The sequence below is a fragment of the Paraburkholderia sp. genome, from assembly GCF_028283785.1.
Lineage (GTDB): Bacteria > Pseudomonadota > Gammaproteobacteria > Burkholderiales > Burkholderiaceae > Paraburkholderia.
This window is the reverse complement of the sequence record NZ_JAPWKB010000012.1, coordinates 353,855-371,524: the sequence shown is the minus strand read 5'-3', so window position 1 is coordinate 371,524 and position 17,670 is coordinate 353,855. Positions and strand designations below refer to the sequence as shown.

General features: G+C 63.3%; 16 protein-coding genes and 1 pseudogene. 11 read left to right on the top strand and 6 right to left on the bottom strand.

All coding sequences use genetic code 11. From position 1 onward, the window contains the following. The first annotated feature begins 9 nt into the window (after positions 1–9). Positions 10–1,032, top strand: coding sequence for an XdhC family protein (locus PW947_RS13410; protein WP_299632812.1), 1,023 nt, complete (start codon positions 10–12; stop codon positions 1,030–1,032). 37 nt (positions 1,033–1,069) lie between these two features. Here the strand turns inward: PW947_RS13410 and PW947_RS13405 are convergent, their stop codons facing one another. Further along, complete coding sequence (locus tag PW947_RS13405) at positions 1,070–1,819, bottom strand: PepSY-associated TM helix domain-containing protein (RefSeq protein ID WP_299632811.1); 750 nt, start codon at positions 1,817–1,819, stop codon at positions 1,070–1,072. 480 nt (positions 1,820–2,299) lie between these two features. Between PW947_RS13405 and PW947_RS13400 the strand changes: the two genes are divergently transcribed. Then, a complete protein-coding gene (locus tag PW947_RS13400) occupies positions 2,300–4,195 on the top strand; it encodes a DUF3857 and transglutaminase domain-containing protein (protein ID WP_299632810.1) in 1,896 nt (631 codons plus the stop codon). 42 nt (positions 4,196–4,237) lie between these two features. Here the strand turns inward: PW947_RS13400 and PW947_RS13395 are convergent, their stop codons facing one another. Both PW947_RS13395 and PW947_RS13390 read right to left on the bottom strand, forming a co-directional pair. Beyond that, on the bottom strand, positions 4,238–5,263 hold the full coding sequence (locus tag PW947_RS13395; RefSeq protein ID WP_299632809.1) for a serine/threonine protein kinase: 1,026 nt from the start codon (positions 5,261–5,263) through the stop codon (positions 4,238–4,240). 107 nt (positions 5,264–5,370) lie between these two features. Further along, positions 5,371–5,583, bottom strand: coding sequence for a hypothetical protein (locus PW947_RS13390; protein ID WP_299632808.1), 213 nt, complete (start codon positions 5,581–5,583; stop codon positions 5,371–5,373). 398 nt (positions 5,584–5,981) lie between these two features. Here PW947_RS13390 and PW947_RS13385 point away from each other — a divergent pair, with 398 nt between their 5' ends. Together PW947_RS13385 and PW947_RS13380 are read left to right on the top strand one after the other, a co-directional pair. Then, the gene (locus PW947_RS13385) at positions 5,982–7,250 is read left to right on the top strand and encodes an MFS transporter (protein ID WP_299632807.1); all 1,269 of its coding nucleotides are present in this window, start codon (positions 5,982–5,984) and stop codon (positions 7,248–7,250) included. A gap of 299 nt (positions 7,251–7,549) precedes the next feature. Further along, positions 7,550–7,735, top strand: a complete 186-nt coding sequence (locus PW947_RS13380) for a hypothetical protein (RefSeq protein WP_299632806.1) — start codon at positions 7,550–7,552, stop codon at positions 7,733–7,735. 81 nt (positions 7,736–7,816) lie between these two features. Here the strand turns inward: PW947_RS13380 and mgrA are convergent, their stop codons facing one another. Beyond that, positions 7,817–8,863: an L-glyceraldehyde 3-phosphate reductase gene (gene mgrA, locus PW947_RS13375; RefSeq protein ID WP_299632805.1), complete on the bottom strand. Its 1,047-nt coding sequence runs from the start codon at positions 8,861–8,863 to the stop codon at positions 7,817–7,819. Between the two features lie 297 nt (positions 8,864–9,160). Between mgrA and PW947_RS13370 the strand changes: the two genes are divergently transcribed. Beyond that, complete coding sequence (locus PW947_RS13370; protein ID WP_299632804.1) at positions 9,161–9,364, top strand: DUF3185 family protein; 204 nt, start codon at positions 9,161–9,163, stop codon at positions 9,362–9,364. A 61-nt stretch (positions 9,365–9,425) separates the two neighbouring features. Here the strand turns inward: PW947_RS13370 and PW947_RS13365 are convergent, their stop codons facing one another. After that, positions 9,426–10,187, bottom strand: a complete 762-nt coding sequence (locus PW947_RS13365) for a phytanoyl-CoA dioxygenase family protein (RefSeq protein ID WP_299632803.1) — start codon at positions 10,185–10,187, stop codon at positions 9,426–9,428. A gap of 440 nt (positions 10,188–10,627) precedes the next feature. On the opposite strand from PW947_RS13365, the gene PW947_RS13360 reads away from it, so the two are divergent. Beyond that, entirely contained in the window at positions 10,628–10,981 is a 354-nt protein-coding gene (locus PW947_RS13360; RefSeq protein WP_299632802.1) for a hypothetical protein, read from the top strand. A 144-nt stretch (positions 10,982–11,125) separates the two neighbouring features. On the opposite strand, the gene metK is transcribed toward PW947_RS13360, so the two are convergent. Next, positions 11,126–12,313, bottom strand: coding sequence for a methionine adenosyltransferase (gene metK, locus PW947_RS13355; RefSeq protein ID WP_299632801.1), 1,188 nt, complete (start codon positions 12,311–12,313; stop codon positions 11,126–11,128). Between the two features lie 266 nt (positions 12,314–12,579). Here metK and PW947_RS13350 point away from each other — a divergent pair, with 266 nt between their 5' ends. The 5 genes and pseudogenes from PW947_RS13350 to PW947_RS13330 all read left to right on the top strand — a co-directional run bounded on the left by PW947_RS13350 (position 12,580) and on the right by PW947_RS13330 (position 17,497). Then, a complete protein-coding gene (locus PW947_RS13350) occupies positions 12,580–13,464 on the top strand; it encodes a lipid A biosynthesis lauroyl acyltransferase (protein WP_299632800.1) in 885 nt (294 codons plus the stop codon). Between the two features lie 55 nt (positions 13,465–13,519). Further along, a complete protein-coding gene (gene dapF, locus PW947_RS13345) occupies positions 13,520–14,380 on the top strand; it encodes a diaminopimelate epimerase (RefSeq protein ID WP_299632799.1) in 861 nt (286 codons plus the stop codon). A gap of 61 nt (positions 14,381–14,441) precedes the next feature. Next, positions 14,442–15,158: a DUF484 family protein gene (locus PW947_RS13340; RefSeq protein WP_299632798.1), complete on the top strand. Its 717-nt coding sequence runs from the start codon at positions 14,442–14,444 to the stop codon at positions 15,156–15,158. Between the two features lie 27 nt (positions 15,159–15,185). Next, positions 15,186–16,112, top strand: coding sequence for a tyrosine recombinase XerC (xerC, locus tag PW947_RS13335; protein WP_299632797.1), 927 nt, complete (start codon positions 15,186–15,188; stop codon positions 16,110–16,112). Between the two features lie 181 nt (positions 16,113–16,293). After that, positions 16,294–17,497, top strand: a pseudogene (locus PW947_RS13330) (class I SAM-dependent rRNA methyltransferase). The last annotated feature ends 173 nt before the right edge of the window (positions 17,498–17,670 follow it).

The window sequence follows — 17,670 nt, the reverse complement described above, 5'->3', positions numbered from 1 at the left end:
GACACAACTATGGACAGCGTGGATCTACAGGTCCTGAAATCGAGCGCACGCTGGCTCGAACAGGGACACCGCGCGCTGCTGGTGACGGTGGTGAAGACGTGGGGATCGTCGCCGCGTCCCGAAGGCGCGATGCTCGCGATTCGCGATGACGGGCTCGTGGTCGGCTCGGTCTCGGGCGGCTGCATCGAAGACGATCTGATCGATCGGGTCCGGCATCAGGGCATCGAGCAGACGCGGCCGGAAGCGGTCAAATACGGCATCACCGCCGAAGAAGCGCACCGCTTCGGCTTGCCGTGCGGCGGCACGATCCAGCTGGTGCTCGAACCGTTGAACAGCGCGAGCGGCATTGCGCAATTGTGCGAAGCGGTCGAAGCCGGGAGCCTGGTCGCGCGGCATGTCGAAATGGCGACCGGCATGGTCCGTCTGATGCCCGCGCAAGCCACCGACGGCGTCGATTTCGACGAGGTGCGGCTGCTGACGATTCACGGTCCACGCTACCGGATGCTGGTGATCGGCGCGGGGCAATTGTCGCGTTACCTGTGCCATATCGCGGTCGGGCTCGACTACCAGGTGACCGTGTGCGATCCGCGCGAGGAGTACACGGACGAATGGGATATTCCCGGCACGACGATCGTTCGAACCATGCCCGACGATACCGTCCTGGCCATGAAGCTCGATGAGCGGTGCGCGGTAATTGCGCTGACGCACGATCCGAAACTCGACGATCTCGCGTTGATGGAGGCGCTGAAGACGCCGGCGTTTTACGTCGGCGCGCTGGGGTCGCGGCGCAATAACGCGGCGCGACGCGAGCGGCTCAAGGAATTCGATCTGAACGACGCGGAGCTGGCGCGATTGCACGGGCCGGTCGGAATTTATATCGGCAGCAGGACGCCGCCGGAAATCGCCGTGTCGATTCTCGCCGAAGTGACGGCGGCGAAGAACGGCGTGTCGTTGCCGACCTTGTTGCAGGTCGAAGGCGCAAAAGCCGCCCGCGAAATCGCGGCGAGCGGCGGCACGGCCTGCAGCGTCTGACCATCACGCCGGGCTGAGCGCCCGGCGCCGTTTCACGTCACATCATCCCGCACACGACAGCCGCACCGATCGAACCCAACACCAGCACGACACCGATGGTGCGGCGCTTGTTCAACTCGGTCCACAGCAGCACGCCCGTCAGCGACAGCAGGATCAGACTGCCGGCGAATGCATCGACGAACAGCACCCAGCCGAGGCTCAAGCCGACGCCTTTGTGCAGGTTGTTCAGCGTCGCCAGAAACGCGTTGTGCGACACCTTGACCGAGACGAAACCGTTGCCGACCCAGTATTCGGCCTGCACGTTCTTCGACGGTCCCATGATGCTGACCTGCCAGAATTCCGGCTGCATCGTGCTGCGATCGCCCCATGCGACCGGATGCGCGGGCTCGCGGCGCGGCCGGCCCACCCGGCCGTCGAGCTTCAGTTCGCGTTGCAGCCAATGCGCCATCTCGACCGGCGACTTCAGCTTGTCCGCGGGCAACGCGACCTGCATCTGTTCGACTTGCGGCTCGCCGCTCGACACCTTCAGCGGACCGGCCGCGCGGTGGTTCAGCAAAAAGCCGGTCGTGCCGAACAGCAGCCCGATTACCGCGCCCCACAAGCCCACCCAACCGTGCACCTTGCGCAGCCACTTGATGAAGTTCGCGCGACGCGAACGTTGGCGGCGCATCGCGCGTTCCGCGTCGTCCATCGGTCGCGCGGGTTTCGCGGGGCGAGCACCGCCAGCGGGGACAACGGTGACAGCAGGGTCGGCGGGGGCCAGTTCAATCGATTCGGGCGCGTTCACATCAGGCTCCAGGCACAGCGGGGTCAATCAGGGCGAATCCTCGCTGACGGGGCGCAGGGCCGGCCGGCGGGACTTCGATGAATCGGATAAGTCGCCGAAATGCCGGGCAGATACAGGCCGGCAAGGCGTCTACGAAAAGCGCGCTCAGGGCAATCGGTCAACAATATGACAAACCGCTGGCGATGCCTTTCAATTGAGAACGACTATCATTACATACTTGCATAATTTGCTCAATATTCGCGCGCAGCGGGTTGATGGCGGCGTGTTACGACGCAGCGCGAAATGGTGCGGATCGTGCGCGAAATTGGTGTGGACGCGGCGTGGCGAATGCGCGTCCGGATGCTGTCCAACATAACGGCACAAGCCGGCCCGACAACGCGAACGCAACGCGCGGCGTCCGCTTGACAAGCGCATCGCGCGACACGACTCTAACCAGACAAACAATTCGTCAACACTTCCTGCCTGGACGGCCGACCCGCCATGCGCTTTTTCTCGTTCGTCTGTCTCGCGATCGTCGCCTGGCTGGCCATGGCACCGTTCGCCGATGCGGCCAGCAAGCTCGACGATCCCTACACGAACGAAGGCGAAACTCAGACGTTCGTCGTCAATTCCGACGGCTCGTTCACGAAAACCGACACGATGACCTTGCGCGTCAACAACGAAGCCGGGGTGTCCCGGGTTGCGCAGCAGTACATCTGGTTCAATCGCGAGATGGCGGACATCGAGATTCTGGAGGCGTACACGATGGGCGCCGACGGCGTTCGCCACGACGTGCAGCCGGACCAGATTCGCGACGTGCAGGAAGCGCGTTCGTTCGAAGCGCCGACGTTTCAGGACATTCAGGAAAAGGTGATCGTGTTTCCGGCCGTCGAACCGGGCGCGCGCGTGCATCTGTCGTACCGGAAGACGCAACGCGTGCCGATCGTGCCGAACGCATTCACCGATTTCACGCCGCCCGATCTCGCGCCCACGCGCAATTTCCACCTGATCTACGACCTGCCCGTCGACAAGCCGCTCTACGCCGACGCGCGCGGTTTCACGGTGCTGCCGCCGGTCACGAAAAATGGCCGCACGCGCTACGAGTACACCTACGACAAGGCGCATTTCGCGCGTATCGAGCGTGGCTCGGTGTCGTATGTTTCGTATGGCGACCGGCTGATGGTGTCCACGTTTCCGGACTACGCGGCGTTCGCGGCAAGCTATCGCGACTCCGCCATCGACCCGACCGCGAAAGATCCCGCCGTGATTCGACTCGCGAAGTCGCTGACCGCGCATGACAGCACGCCCCGCGCAAAAGCGAAAACCTTGTATGACTGGGTGCGCCGCAGCGTCCGTTATGTCGCGATCAATGTCGGACGCGGCGCGGTGGTTCCGCATCGGGTCACGTCGATCCTGTCGGATCGCTATGGCGATTGTAAGGATCATGTGGCGCTCTACGGCGCGCTGCTCGATGCCGCCGGCATTCGCAACGAACCGGCATTGATCAGCAACGGCACCGTCTACACGCTGCCGGACGTGCCCGGCTACGGCGTGATCAATCACATCATCACGTGGTTGCCCGACTTGCAGACTTACGCGGATTCGACGGCGTCGAATGTCGAGTTCGGCTTTTTGCCGTCGACCGATATGAACCGTCCGACGCTGCTGGTCAATTCCGGCACGCTCGCGCACACGCCCGCTACCGCATCGATGACGCGTCGCACGGACCTGACGATCAACGTCACGCCCGACGGTTCCGCGAGCTTCACGTACCGGATCGACGCGACCGGCTGGTCCGCCGAACAAGGTCGCGCGATGCTGCGAACGCAGACGCCGTCGCAGCGCGAAGATTCGATCCAGGCGGAATTGCGCAACGCGAATCTGCGCGGCTCGGCCACGCTGATCACCAACGATCTCGCCGCGACCGACGGTCCGCTGATCATCCTGATGAAGGGCGAGATAGAAAGTCTGGTCGTGCCGGGCACTGCGGCGTCGATTCCGGCGCTGACCAGCTTTGCGGGTGGCTTCGATGCGGACGCGCGTTACTGGCTAGGCGAACGCAAACGCACGCAGCCCTTCGTGTGTCGCAATCTGGAATTGCATGAACGCGCGCGGATCGCGTTGCCGTCGAATTTCCGCGTGCTCGACATGCCGGAATCGGCGCAGACGCAAACGCGCTATCTGGATTTCCGCTCGCAATACGCGTTCGACGCGAAGAGCAACGTGCTCACGTTGACACGCGACGGCAGCACGCATTTCGACAGCGAAGTCTGCACGCCGGAAGAGTTCGCGTTGATGCGGCCGGGGATGGAAGCGATCGGGCGCGACGCGCGCGCGGAAGTCATCGTGCGTTCGACGCTCGTCGAGCAATCGAACGTTGCATCGGAAACGCCCTGAACACACGCCGGGCGTTTCCGGACATCGCGCAAACGGCGCGGCTCACACCGGCCAGAGCGGCCCTTCCTGCATCGCGCCGAGTTGCTCGCGCAATTCGAGAATGCGATCTTCCCAATAGCGTTGCGTGTTGAACCACGGAAACGCCGCCGGAAACGCCGGATCGTTCCAGCGACGCGCCAGCCACGCCTGATAATGGATCAGCCGCAAGGTCCGCAACGCCTCGACCAGGTAAAGCTCGCGCGGTTCGAACTCGCAAAAATCTTCGTAGCCGGCCAGCAGATCGGCCAGCGCGCTCGATGCCTCGACGCGATCGCCGGGCAACAACAGCCACAGATCCTGAACCGCCGGACCCATGCGGCTATCGTCGAAATCGACGAAGTGCGGGCCGCCGTCGGTCCAAAGCACGTTGCTCGGATGACAGTCGCCGTGCAAGCGCAACGCGCGAATATCGCCCGCCCGGTCGAACGCGGCCGCCACGCCTTCCAGCGCGAGATTGACGACGGTTTCCCACGCGGTTCGCAGGTTGTCGGGGATGAAATCGTGCGACAGCAGGAAGTCGCGCGGCTCGTAGCCGAACGTCTGGATGTCGAGCGTAGGCCGTTCGATATACGGTTGCGTCTGACCGACCGCATGAATCCGGCCGATGAATCGCCCGAGCCATTCGAGCGTGTCGCGCCGGTCGAGATCGGGCGCGCGACCGCCGCGCCGCTCGAAGATCGAGAAGCGGAACCCGTCGAACGAATGGAGTGTGCGACCGTCGAAACTGCGCGCCGCCACGACCGGAATTTCGCGCGTCGCCAGCTCGGTCACGAATGCATGCTCTTCGAGGATTGCCGTATCGGTCCAGCGTTCCGGGCGATAGAACTTCGCGACGACGGGCGGACCGTCTTCGACGCCGATCTGATAAACGCGATTCTCGTAGCTGTTGAGCGGCAGCATGCGGCCGTCGGTACGCACGCCGCCGGTGGCCAGCACGCTATCGATCGCGTCGAGCACGCATTCCGGCGTGAGCCGGGCGAAAGGCACGGCAGGCTGGCTGCCGTCCTGAAGATCAGGAGTGTCGTTCATGCCCGCATTGTGCGCCGCGCGGCGCGCAAAGACGAGCGCGCGCGGTATGGACGCCGCGCGCGATACGGCTCAGACGAACGCCGGCACGAAGCGGCGCGCGAACGGCATCAGTGCATCTGCGCGCTGGACGGCCGTACGAGTTCACCTGTGTCTATCAGGTCTTCGAGGAAAAAAGGTTCCGTATTGAGATGCTCCGAAGCGCCGGGTTCGCCGGCATACCACGCCACCATTGCCATGTCGCCGAGAATGCGCATGACGATCCCGCGCGCGCCTTGCGGCACCGCGATATGCACGGACCGGACAATCGAACCGATTTGCATGATATTTCCCCGTTCTCCCATAGCCGGCTTTGTGACGACTTGCCGGTCAATGTGGTGATAAAAGCGCCGCAACGTGGACCCCGTTGCGCACGCACCTGATCTGACCTGCGCCCGTGGCCGGAAAGGTCGATCTCATTGTTGCCGGTTTGCGCGCGCAGGGAAAGCAGAAAGTAATGGCGAAATACCGTCCGGTTCGATCGATGCCGCTTACGTTTCACTGTCGATCGCGCGTGCGTCGATAACCATCATAAACCTTCGGGCAATGCGGTATCGACGCAAGGGCGCGCTGGCGCACGCTTCTCGTGCAATCGTTTCGCACGGATCGCGAGGCCACCAAGTGCCCGGCTCGCGGACGTTGCAGGCCCGATCGCGGTATCGTCGAGGTCTTTGTGCGTCTCATGTCCAGCACCTCGCCTGCGCCCGCTCCCGCTCCGTCGTCCACCGACACCCACACCGACGCTCCGGCCGAGCGTCCGTATCTCGAACGCGGCACACCCGCCTACTGGCGCGCCAGCGTCGCGCTGCTGTTCGCCGGCTACGCCACCTTCTCGCTGCTCTATTGCGTCCAACCGTTACTGCCCGCGTTCAGCGCGAGCTTCGGCGTCAGTCCGGCCACCAGCAGTCTCGCGCTGTCGCTAACGACGGCCGCGCTCGCGATCGCGGTGTTTATCGCAGGTTTCGTGTCCGAAGCATGGAGCCGTCACCGGCTGATGACGGCGTCGTTGACGCTGTCCGCGCTGCTGACCATCGGCGTCGCGTGTGCGCCGCACTGGCACGAGTTGCTGTTGCTGCGCGCGCTCGAAGGGCTCGCGCTCGGTGGCGTTCCGGCGGTCGCGATGGCTTATCTCGCGGAGGAAATGCATCCGGACGGGCTCGGCCTTGCGATGGGCCTGTACGTCGGCGGCACGGCGATCGGCGGGATGGCGGGACGGGTAATCACCGGCGTCGTCGCGGATCTGTTCGGCTGGCGTATCGCGATCGGCACGATCGGTGTGCTCGGCATTCTGTCGATGCTCGCGTTCCGCGCGCTGTTGCCGCCGTCGCGCCGTTTCGTACCGCGACGCGGCTTGAGTTTTTCGCATCATCGCAGCGCATTCGCGCGGCATCTGAAGCGCCCGGAATTGCCGGTGCTGTTCCTGATGGCATTCGTGCTGATGGGCAGCTTCGTCACGCTGTACAACTACATCGGCTATCGCCTGCTCGCGCCGCCGTATCAGTTGAGCCAGACCGCGATCGGCGGGATTTTCGTCGTCTATCTGACGGGCGTGGTCGCGTCGCCGTGGTCCGGCAAGATGGCCGATACGTTCGGGCGCGGACGCGTGCTGACCGGCAGCATCGCGATCATGCTGATCGGCCTTGCGCTGACGATGCTGCATCCGATCGCGGCCATCGCCGGCGGTATCGCGTGCGTGACGTTCGGTTTTTTCGCGGGACACGCGGTCGCAAGCGGCTGGGTCGGACGGCTCGCGAAAGAAGCGAAAGGCCAGGCGGCCGCGTTGTATCTGCTCGCGTATTACATCGGATCAAGCGTGGTCGGCTCGTATGGCGGGCACTTCTGGACAGCGTTCGGCTGGAACGGTGTCGCGGGACTGGTCGGCGTGCTGTTGCTGGTCGGCGTGGCCGCGTCGTCGTGGTTGCGATGGCGCGAACGGATCGGCGCGGCGTGAGGTGCTGAAGCATCGCGAAAATCGACGTGGTTAACCCTCGAATTTTGGGCATCTCGCAGCGCGTCAGAAAGCCGGGTGTAAGCGAACGCTTCACTCGAAAATAAGCTCTGCGATTCGCTTCGCCCCCCCGCTGCGCCTTATCCCGCCTGACTTCCCGAGAACGGCGATACGCGTCACGCGTGCCGTGTACGACGCACTTTCGCGTGATGCGTCGCCTATACTCGAATCAAACGTGGCAGCAGACTGACGTCGATATGACAGCCCTGCCACTGCGAGTATTACAGAGGGAGACACGCATCATGGCAACCTACTTCACGATCGGTGATTTCATCCTGGTGATTCCTATGGCGCTCGCCGGCGCGCTGTTTCTCGGCGCGTGCCCATGCCGGACCGAGTTCAGACATAACGTGCTGCGCGTGCTCGGCGCCATGCTGGGTGTAATGGTCGCGGTCGTACTCGTGGAAGGCCTGCCCGCCCTCGTCTAGCGCAAAAAGAAAAAGCCGCCCGGCTTATCACCTGGCGGCTTTCTGCTTTACGCGGCGCGATGGGGCGCAGCCCGGGACCGATCAGATCGACTGGTCGGTGGACGGCTTTTCCCACAGATTGATGCCGCCTTCGGTCGCATAGCGATCGATTTCCGCGAGTTCGTTCGCCGAGAACGCGAGGTTCTTCAGCGCGCCGACGTTCTCGCGCACCTGCTCGGCCTTGCTCGCGCCGATCAGCACCGACGTCACGCGTTCACCGCGCAACACCCACGCCAGCGCCATCTGCGCGAGGCTTTGCCCGCGACGTTTCGCGATCTCGTTCAGCTTGCGAACGTGCTCGATATTTTGCGGGTTCAGATGCTCCTGCTTCAGCGAACCGCCGCCCGGCTTGTTGACGCGTGCATCCTGCGGCACGCCGTTCAGATACTTGTCCGTCAGCAAACCCTGCGCGAGCGGCGTAAACGCGATGCTGCCCGCGCCGACCTGATCGAGCGTGTCGAGCAGATCGTGTTCGACCCAGCGATTCAACAGGTTGTACGCCGGTTGATGGATCAGCAGCGGCACCTTGTATTCGGCCAGCAACTTCGCCATTTCGAGCGTCTTCGCCGACGAATACGACGAGATGCCGATATACAGCGCCTTGCCTTGCTGAACGGCGGTGGCCAGTGCGCCTGCGGTTTCTTCGAGCGGCGTGTCGGCATCGAAGCGATGCGAATAGAAGATATCGACGTAGTCGAGACCCATCCGCTGCAAACTTTGATCGAGACTCGCGAGCACGTACTTGCGCGAACCGCCGCCCTGTCCGTACGGACCCGGCCACATGTCCCAACCCGCCTTCGACGAGATCAGCAGTTCATCGCGATACGGCTTGAAGTCGTCCTTGAACAGACGGCCGAAGTTGGTTTCCGCGCTGCCGTACGGCGGCCCGTAGTTGTTCGCGAGATCGAAGTGGGTGATACCGAGATCGAACGCCGTGCGCAGAATGTCGCGCTGCGTGGAGATCGGCGTGGTGTCGCCGAAGTTGTGCCACAAGCCGAGCGAGAGCGCCGGCAGTTTGAGACCCGACTTGCCGCATACGCGGTACTGCATATCCGACGAGTAGCGCTCTGATGCTGCTTCGTAAGCCATTGCCTGAGTCCTGTTGAGTCTTGGGATGCACGGAAAACGCACGTCACGGCCGCCCGTCGTTCAGACGACCGACGACAGATCGCAGCGTGCCACGGAGAGTTTCGTTTCATTGCCTTACGACGAACGCGCTATGTTAGCCAATCGGCGCGTTGCCTGCAGAGCGTCACTTTCGTGCCACGGTGACGACGTCGCGGCATCCCTGTATTTGCACGGCGCCGGAATGGACGTCGGCGCAACGCTCCCCTACACTGCCCGCGAAACAGTTAAAACCTTCAACATTCTCAACGGAGATGCTTCATGGTTAGAGCGATTTCGCTGGCATTGATCGTCGGTGGTGTGATCTTGCTGTACTTCGGCGGTCAGGCGTTTCACTCGCTCAGCAGCGACGTCTCGCGCGTGATTACCGGTTCCCCCAGCAACAAGGCGATCACGCTGATCGTAGCCGGGGTCGTGGCAACGCTGGCCGGCATTACCGGTCTCGCGTTCGGCAGCAAACGCTGACGCCAATGCGTCATGAAACCCGATGCACGTCGACACGGATCGACGCGCATCGAATCGCAGATCAGAACGCGACTTCCGGCTTCGATGCCGAACGCGATCCCGGCAACGGAACGTTGCTCGCGCCGTGATACGTGTAGACGAGTGAGAATTTCACGTCGTCGCTCAGGTTCTTGCCCGCCGAATGCAGCGTGTTGCAATGGAAAAACACCACGTCGCCGGTCTTCAGTTCCGGCGATACCGCCGTCTGGATCATGGCCTGATTCTCGGGCAGATCCGAACGGAAAAACTTCGCTTCGTCGAAACGCTCCGACGTGAAATGCGCGCTGTGCGAACCGGGCACGAACCAGAGCGCGCCGTTATCCACCGTCTCCGATCCGAGCGCCAGCCACACCGACACCAGATCGTCCCGCTCGAACGACCAGTAACGCACATCGCGATGCCAGCCGGTGAGACTGCCGTACGCCGGATGCTTGGTCATCATGCAGTTGTGATGCGCGAGCGACAGACGCGGCTCTTCGCCGAAGTACAACTCCATCCAGCCGCGAATTTCCGGCGCGGTCGCCCATTGCGAGAACTGCGGACTGCGTGAATACGCGCTCAGCAGACGACGCACCGTGTGGCCGCCCGGCGCGTGCTTCGATTCCGGTGCGCCGGGATAGCGCAGATCCGCTTCGAACTCGATCGGCGCAGCCGCCTCGACCAGTTGCTGCTGCGCGAGTTGCTTCAGCTCGGCGCAGCGCTCGGGCGACACCAGCCCCGGCACGACGACAAAGCCTTTTTGCTGCAACTCGTGAATCTGTTCCTTCTTCGAATGGATCGACATGACGTATTCCGTGACAGTGCGCCAGCGGAGACAGTGCGCCAGCTAATGCACGATTGTAAAACGGGCACGAACGCGCTGACCATCTACCGAACGGCCAGCATTTGATCTTTCCGGGGCGCAGTGCACGCGATACGTGCGACGATGCACGTCATGCGGTCGCAAAGGGCATGAGCGACGCGGTAAGTTCGTGCCGCACGCGTGCCCCAGACGGGGTAATACCGACTTTGAAGCGTCACGAATCGGGCGTAGGCTCCACGCCATGTCGTTCCGCCACGCTGTCTTTCCTTTGCCCTTCAGCCACGCACGGCCGTTTCAGCCGTTGCGGTGCTTTCCCGCTCAATCCGGCGTCACGCGCGTCGCGCTCATTGGCACAGAGGGTGCTCGTGAAGCAGCACGTCGCAGCCGCTTCGCTGTGTGAGCGCAATCCCTGACTTCGAGCTATGCACACTCTTTTGAGCACCCGTCTCACCCGCGCCGCGTTGAAAGCCGCGCGTCCGGCGCGCCGCCAGGTCGTGCGCGCGCTGCGTCACCATACCGCCCGTAGTCGCGCACTTGCCGAACAATGGCGCGGTGTAAAGCCGGTCGACAGCATCCGCAGCTGGCTGCAAAACTTCTTTCCGGCGCTGCGTGCTCGCGCGGGCATGCGTCGTCTGTCGTTGCGCACGCTGTTGCGCAAACCGACGCCGCAACGCGCGCTGACCTCGCGTCCGGCACCGGCGCCCGTGCATGCGAGCCGGCGTCCGCGCCGCATGTCGGTGACGAGCACTGGCTGGTTCGCCTTCGCCAGCCGATGACGTAAGCGGCGAGCCAAGGCGTCCAGCGGCGTGCTTCGGTTCGCTTGCCACGCAGCCATGAAAAAGCCCCGCACGGTTCGCACCGGCGGGGCTTTTTCTTGTGTCGGCAATGAGCGATCTGCCGCTCACCGGTTTATCGCGGCATTACGCCAGCGCGATGACCGGTTCCGTGCCGGCGGCTTCGGCGAGTGCCAGAGCCTTGTCGGTGGCTTCCCACGTGAATTCCGGCTCTTCGCGACCGAAGTGACCATATGCCGCGCTCTTTTCATAGATCGGGCGCAGCAGATCGAGCATCTGGATGATGCCCTTCGGACGCAGGTCGAAGTGTTCCTGAACCAGACGCGTGATCGTCGCGTCGGACACGCGGCCCGTGCCGAACGTGTTGACCATCACCGACGTAGGTTGCGCCACGCCGATCGCGTACGACACCTGGATCAGGCAGCGCTCGGCCAGACCGGCCGCGACGATGTTCTTCGCGACGTAACGGCCGGCGTAAGCCGCCGAACGGTCGACCTTCGACGGGTCTTTGCCCGAGAATGCGCCGCCGCCGTGCGGTGCTGCGCCGCCGTACGTATCGACGATGATCTTGCGCCCGGTCAGACCGCAGTCGCCTTGCGGACCACCGATCACGAAACGGCCGGTAGGATTGACCAGGAACTTGATCTCGCCCTTGATCAGTTCGGCCGGCAACGTCGGCTTGATCACTTCTTCGATCACCGCTTCGCGCAGCGTTTCGAGGTCGATGTCCGGCGAATGCTGCGTGGACAGCACGACGGTGTCGATCGAATGCGGCTTGCCGTCGACGTAACGAACCGTCACTTGCGACTTCGCATCCGGACGCAGCCATGGCAGACGGCCGTCACGGCGCAGATTGGCCTGACGCTCCACCAGACGGTGCGACAGGTGGATCGGCAGCGGCATCAGTTCCGGCGTCTCTTCGCACGCGTAACCGAACATCAGGCCCTGGTCGCCCGCGCCTTGATCGAGATTGTTGTCATGCGCGCGATCAACACCTTGTGCGATGTCCGGCGATTGCTTGTCGTATGCGACCAGCACCGCGCAGCCGCGGTAGTCGATGCCGTAGTCGGTGTTGTCGTAGCCGATGCGCTTGATGGTTTCACGCGCAACCTGGATGTAATCGACGTTCGCGGTCGTGGTGATTTCACCGGCGAGCACGACCAGACCCGTGTTGCACAGCGTTTCCGCTGCTACGCGCGAGTATTTGTCTTGCGTTAGGATCGCATCGAGAATCGCGTCGGAGATCTGGTCCGCGACTTTGTCGGGATGACCTTCGGAGACGGATTCGGAGGTGAAAAGATAGTCGTTTGCCACGATGCAGATTTCCTTTGATGTGGTTACGGTTGGTCTTCACGTAGCCAGCTTCGGAAACAGAAGTGGCGACGCTTTAGCGGAATTGCTGTCCGTAAGACCGCGTACGGTCTGTCCGGCTTCGCCCCGCAAGTTGTCTGTTAACTCGGCGAAGCCCTTATTATAGCGACTTCCTCAATTTGTCACAGAGAACGACGCGTGCTGTATATCGACCATTTCCGCGCTTTCCTGAACCTTTCGACCGTGCGAGGCGGCAACGGAGCGATCCCATGCTGAGTCGTCTGGGCGTCAAATTCGCCGTTGCGCTGCTCAAGCTGTTCGCGTTGCTGCCCTACGGACTGACCGCGCGAATCGGCGACGGTCTCGGCTGGCTGCTGTATCAGATTCCGAGCCGTCGCAAGGGCATCGTTCATACGAATCTGAAACTGTGCTTCCCCGAGTGGTCCGACGAAAAGCGCGAAGACGTCGCGCAAAAGCATTTTCGTCACGCGATCCGCAGCTATCTCGAACGCAGCGTGCAATGGTTCGGCTCGGCGGAAAAACTCGAAAAGCTGATCGAGCTCGACAGCGAGATCGATCTCACCGATCCGAACCTGCCGCCCACGCTGTTTCTCGGCTTTCATTTCGTCGGGATCGAAGCCGGGTCGATCTTTCTGAATTACTCGCTGAAGCGCCAGTGCGGCTCGCTGTATCAGCCAATGTCGAATCCGCAGCTCGAGGAAATCGCGAAGGAGCAACGCGCCCGTTTCGGCGCGGATATGGCCAGCCGCGCCGACAGCGCGCGGATCGTGCTGCGCTGGCTGCGCGACCGCAAGCCGGTGATGCTCGGCGCGGACATGGATTACGGCGCGCGCAACTCCACCTTCGTACCGTTCTTCGGCGTGCCGGCCTGCACGCTGACCGCCGTCGGCCGGCTCGCGAAGGTCGGCCATGCGCAGGTCGTGCCGTTTATCGGCGAAGTGCTGCCGAACTACAAAGGGTATCGGCTGCGGGTGTTCAAGCCGTGGGACAACTATCCGACCGGCGACGACGACGCCGACGCGCGCCGGATGAACGCGTTTCTCGAAGAGCAGATTCCGCTAATGCCCGAGCAGTATTACTGGGTGCACAAGCGCTTCAAGACGCGTCCGCCCGGCGAACCGGGCGTGTACTGAGACGTTCGGCCGGGCGATCCCGGCCGCCGGCCCACGCGTCACTTACAATAGAGCGATGAAACTGAAATTCACCAAAATGCACGGCGCGGGCAACGACTTCGTCGTGCTCGACGGCTATTCGCAACCGGTCCATCTGACGCCCGAACAGGTGCGCGCGCTGGCCGACCGGCATTTCGGCGTCGGCGCCGACCAGTTGCTGCTGGTCGAAAAACCGACCGTCGACGGCGTCGATTTCAGATATCGGATCTTCAATTGCGACGGCGGCGAAGTCGAGCATTGCGGCAATGGCGCGCGCTGCTTCGTCAAGTTCGTTCGCGACACGCGGCTGACCGACAAGCGCACGGTGCGCGTCCAGGTGCAGCAGGGCGTGATCACGCTGACCATGCTGGATAACGGCGACGTGGTCGTCGATATGGGTGCGCCCGTGTTCGATCCGCCGCGCGTGCCGTTCGATGCGAACGGCCTCGACGGTCGCCCGGAATCGGCGGATACGCTGTATCCGCTCGACATCAACGGCGCGACGCGCTGGATCTCGGTGGTGTCGGTGGGCAATCCGCACGCGGTGCAGGTGGTGGACGACGTCGAAGCGTTTCCGGTGCTGATCGACGGGCCCGTCATCGAACATCACGCGCGCTTTCCGAAGCGCGTGAACGCAGGCTTCATGCAGATCGTCGACCGTCACGAAGTCCGGCTGCGTGTTTTCGAACGCGGCGCGGGCGAAACCCTCGCGTGCGGCACCGGCGCCTGTGCGGCGGCCGCCGCCGGCATCCGGCGCGGCCTGCTCGACTCGCCGGTCAAGGTGCACACGCACGGCGGCGCCCTGACAATCACGTGGGACGGCAACGCCGATGCACCGCTGCTGATGGCCGGGCCCGCCGCGACCGTCTTCGAAGGCGAAATCGAACTGGCCGACTGATCCGCTGTCCGACCGACTCAAGCACGACAATCTATAAAAAGCGTAGCCGCAAGCCGAAACCATGAACGATCGCGAAGTCGCCGAATACCTGCTGGCCAACCCCGAATTTTTCGCCGAACACGCGGAAATGCTTGCGACCATCCGCCTCGCGAACCCGCACGGCAAAGCCGCGGTGTCGTTGCAGGAGCGGCAGATGGACATGCTGCGCGAGAAGAACAAGCTGCTCGAACGCCGTCTCGCGGAATTGCTGCGCTACGGCCATGAAAACGACAGCATCGCTTCGAAATTCAACCGCTGGACCACCCGCGTGATGGCCGAGCGCGATCCGTACGCGTTGCCGCGCACAATTTCTGGCGGTCTGCGCGACGTGTTCGACGTGCCGCAAGCCGCGCTGCGCGTGTGGGATATCGCCGAGCCGTACAACCACGCGGATTTCGCACGGCAAGTCGGCGAGGAAGTTCGCATTTTCGCGAACAGTCTGAGCACGCCGTATTGCGGCGCGAATACCGGCTTCGAAGCCGCGCAATGGCTGATTCCGGCGGTGTCGGCGGTGTCCGGTGCGTCCGGCGACGCATCGCAGGACGGCGGGCACGCAACCGAATCCATCGCGCTGATCGCGCTGCGCGACCCCGAAGCGAAAGACGACGCGGCCGCGTTCGGTCTGCTGGTGATGGGATCGGCCGATGCTCGCCGTTTCCACGACGGCATGGCCACCGATTTCCTCACGCAGATCGGCGCGCTGGCGAGCGCGGCGCTAAGCCGTCTGTTGCCGCGCTGAACGCGCTCCCACGCCGACACCGCCCACGTGACCGACTCCGCCGATCCGATCGCCCGCTATCTGTCCTTGCTCAAACATGAGCGACGGCTGTCGGAGCACACGCTGCGCGGTTACACATACGAACTCGGCGAACTGACCCTGCTCGCGAAAGGCCGCCCGCTCGACTCGCTGACGGCCATCGATATCCGCGGCGCAGTGTCGCGCGCGCATGGAGGCGGTTTGTCGGCGCGATCGATCGCGCATCGGTTGTCGGTGTGGCGCGCGTTTTATCGATGGCTGGCCGGGCATGTCGAGATGCCCGCGAATCCGGTCGCGACCGTCCGCGCGCCGAAACGCCCGAAGACCTTGCCCAAGGCGCTGTCGGTGGACGATGCGCATACGCTGATGGAAGCGCCGGCTGCGGCGTCGGCGGAAGGTCTGCGCGATCACGCGATGCTCGAACTGTTCTATTCGTCCGGCTTGCGGCTCGCGGAACTGATCGGCCTCGACGCGCGCTTCGCCGACGCCGACGGCTACCGGTCGGCGGGCTGGCTCAATCTCGAATCCGCCGAAGTCGAAGTGCTCGGCAAAGGCGGCCGTCGGCGGATCGTGCCGGTCGGCAGCAAGGCGCTCGACGCGTTGCGCGCGTGGTTGTCGGTGCGCGATCAACTGGTGAAAAACGATCCGCATCCTTTGTTCGTGTCGTCGCGCGGCAACCGGATGGCGCCGGGCGTCGTGCGCGATCGCGTGAAGCGCGCGGCCATGGCGGCCGGCATTCCCGCCAACGTGCATCCGCACGTGTTGCGGCATTCGTTCGCCACGCACGTGCTGCAATCCAGCGGCGATTTGCGCGCGGTTCAGGAACTGCTCGGCCACGCGAGCATTTCCGCGACGCAGGTGTACACCGCGCTCGATTTCCAGCATCTGGCGAGCGTCTACGATCAGGCGCATCCTCGCGCGAAGAAGCGGGATTAGCCACCGCTCGCCGTGTGAAGCGCGTTGCAATCGACGCCCGATTCGCGAAACGTGAATCGTCGCCGTACGCGGTCTTTCTCATCGTCTTTCGTCGTCAACGCAACCGTGCGCCAACGCTTTCAAAACACGCTATTCCACGCTCGCGCGTCCTCTCTTTTTTGCTGCACCCACTGTCATTGCCATGAATACCGTTACGCTCAAACCGTCTAAAGAAAAATCGCTGCTGCGCCGCCATCCCTGGGTCTACGCAAACGCGATCGACCGCGTGGACGGCAAGCCGGCACAAGGCGCGACCGTGCTGGTTCGCGCGCACGACGGCCGGTTTCTCGGTCGCGCCGCGTACAGCCCGCATTCGCAGATCCGCGCGCGGATCTGGAGTTTCGACGAAGCCGAACCGATCGATCACGCATTCTTCAAACGCCGCGTCCAACGCGCGCTCGCCCATCGTCAGGCGATGGTTCACGATACCGGGCGCCGTGCGGTTGATCTTCGGCGAAGCGGACGGCTTGCCGGGTCTGATCGTCGATTACTACATCGCGGACGACGAAACGAAGCGCGGCCAGCTGGTCTGCCAGTTCATGGCGGCGGGCGTCGAAGCGTGGAAAGAGGCGATCGTTGCCGCGCTGGTCGGCGCGACCGGCTGCCCGAATGTGTTCGAGCGCTCGGACGTCTCGATTCGCGACAAGGAAGGGCTCGAACAGATCACCGGCGTGCTGGCCGGGGAAGCACCACCGGAAACATTGATTTCCAGCGAAAACGGCGTCCGGTACCACGTCGATGTGCGCTACGGCCACAAGACCGGTTTCTACGTCGATCAGCGCGACAACCGCCTGCTGGTCCAGCAGGTCGCGCAAGACCGCGAGGTCCTGAACTGCTTCTGCTACACCGGCGGATTCTCGCTGGCGGCGCTCAAGGGTGGCGCGAAGCGGGTCGTGTCGATCGATTCGTCGGGCGACGCGCTGGCGATCGCGCAGCAAAACGTCGCCGCGAACGGCTTCGACGCGAGCCGCGCCGAATGGCTCGACGCCGACGCGTTCAAGACGCTGCGCCGTCTGCACGACGAAGGTCAGCGCTTCGACCTGATCGTGCTCGATCCGCCGAAATTCGCGCCGTCGCGCGAACACGTGGACCGCGCGGCGCGCGCTTACAAGGACATCAATCTGACCGGGCTCAAGTTGCTGCGTCCGGGCGGCCTGCTGTTCACGTACTCGTGCTCCGGCGCCATCGACGCCGACCTGTTCCAGAAGATCGTCGCGGGCGCGGCGTCGGATGCGAAGGTCGATGCGCGAATCCTGAAGCGGCTCGGCGCGGGCGTCGATCACCCGCTTCTGACCGCATTCCCGGAAGGCGAATACCTGAAGGGATTGTTGTTGCAAATCGCGTAATCGCCCATAGTTTCACCGGTGATTGCGGACGGCGCGCGCAATGCGCGCCTGCAACCGCTTGACAGATATGTTTCAATAACTGATTGCACGCGTCGCGCGAAGCCCGCATTCCGGTGCGTTTCGACCCGTCATGCGCGCCCCGACGCAACGTGGCTATACGTATTGCGACCCGT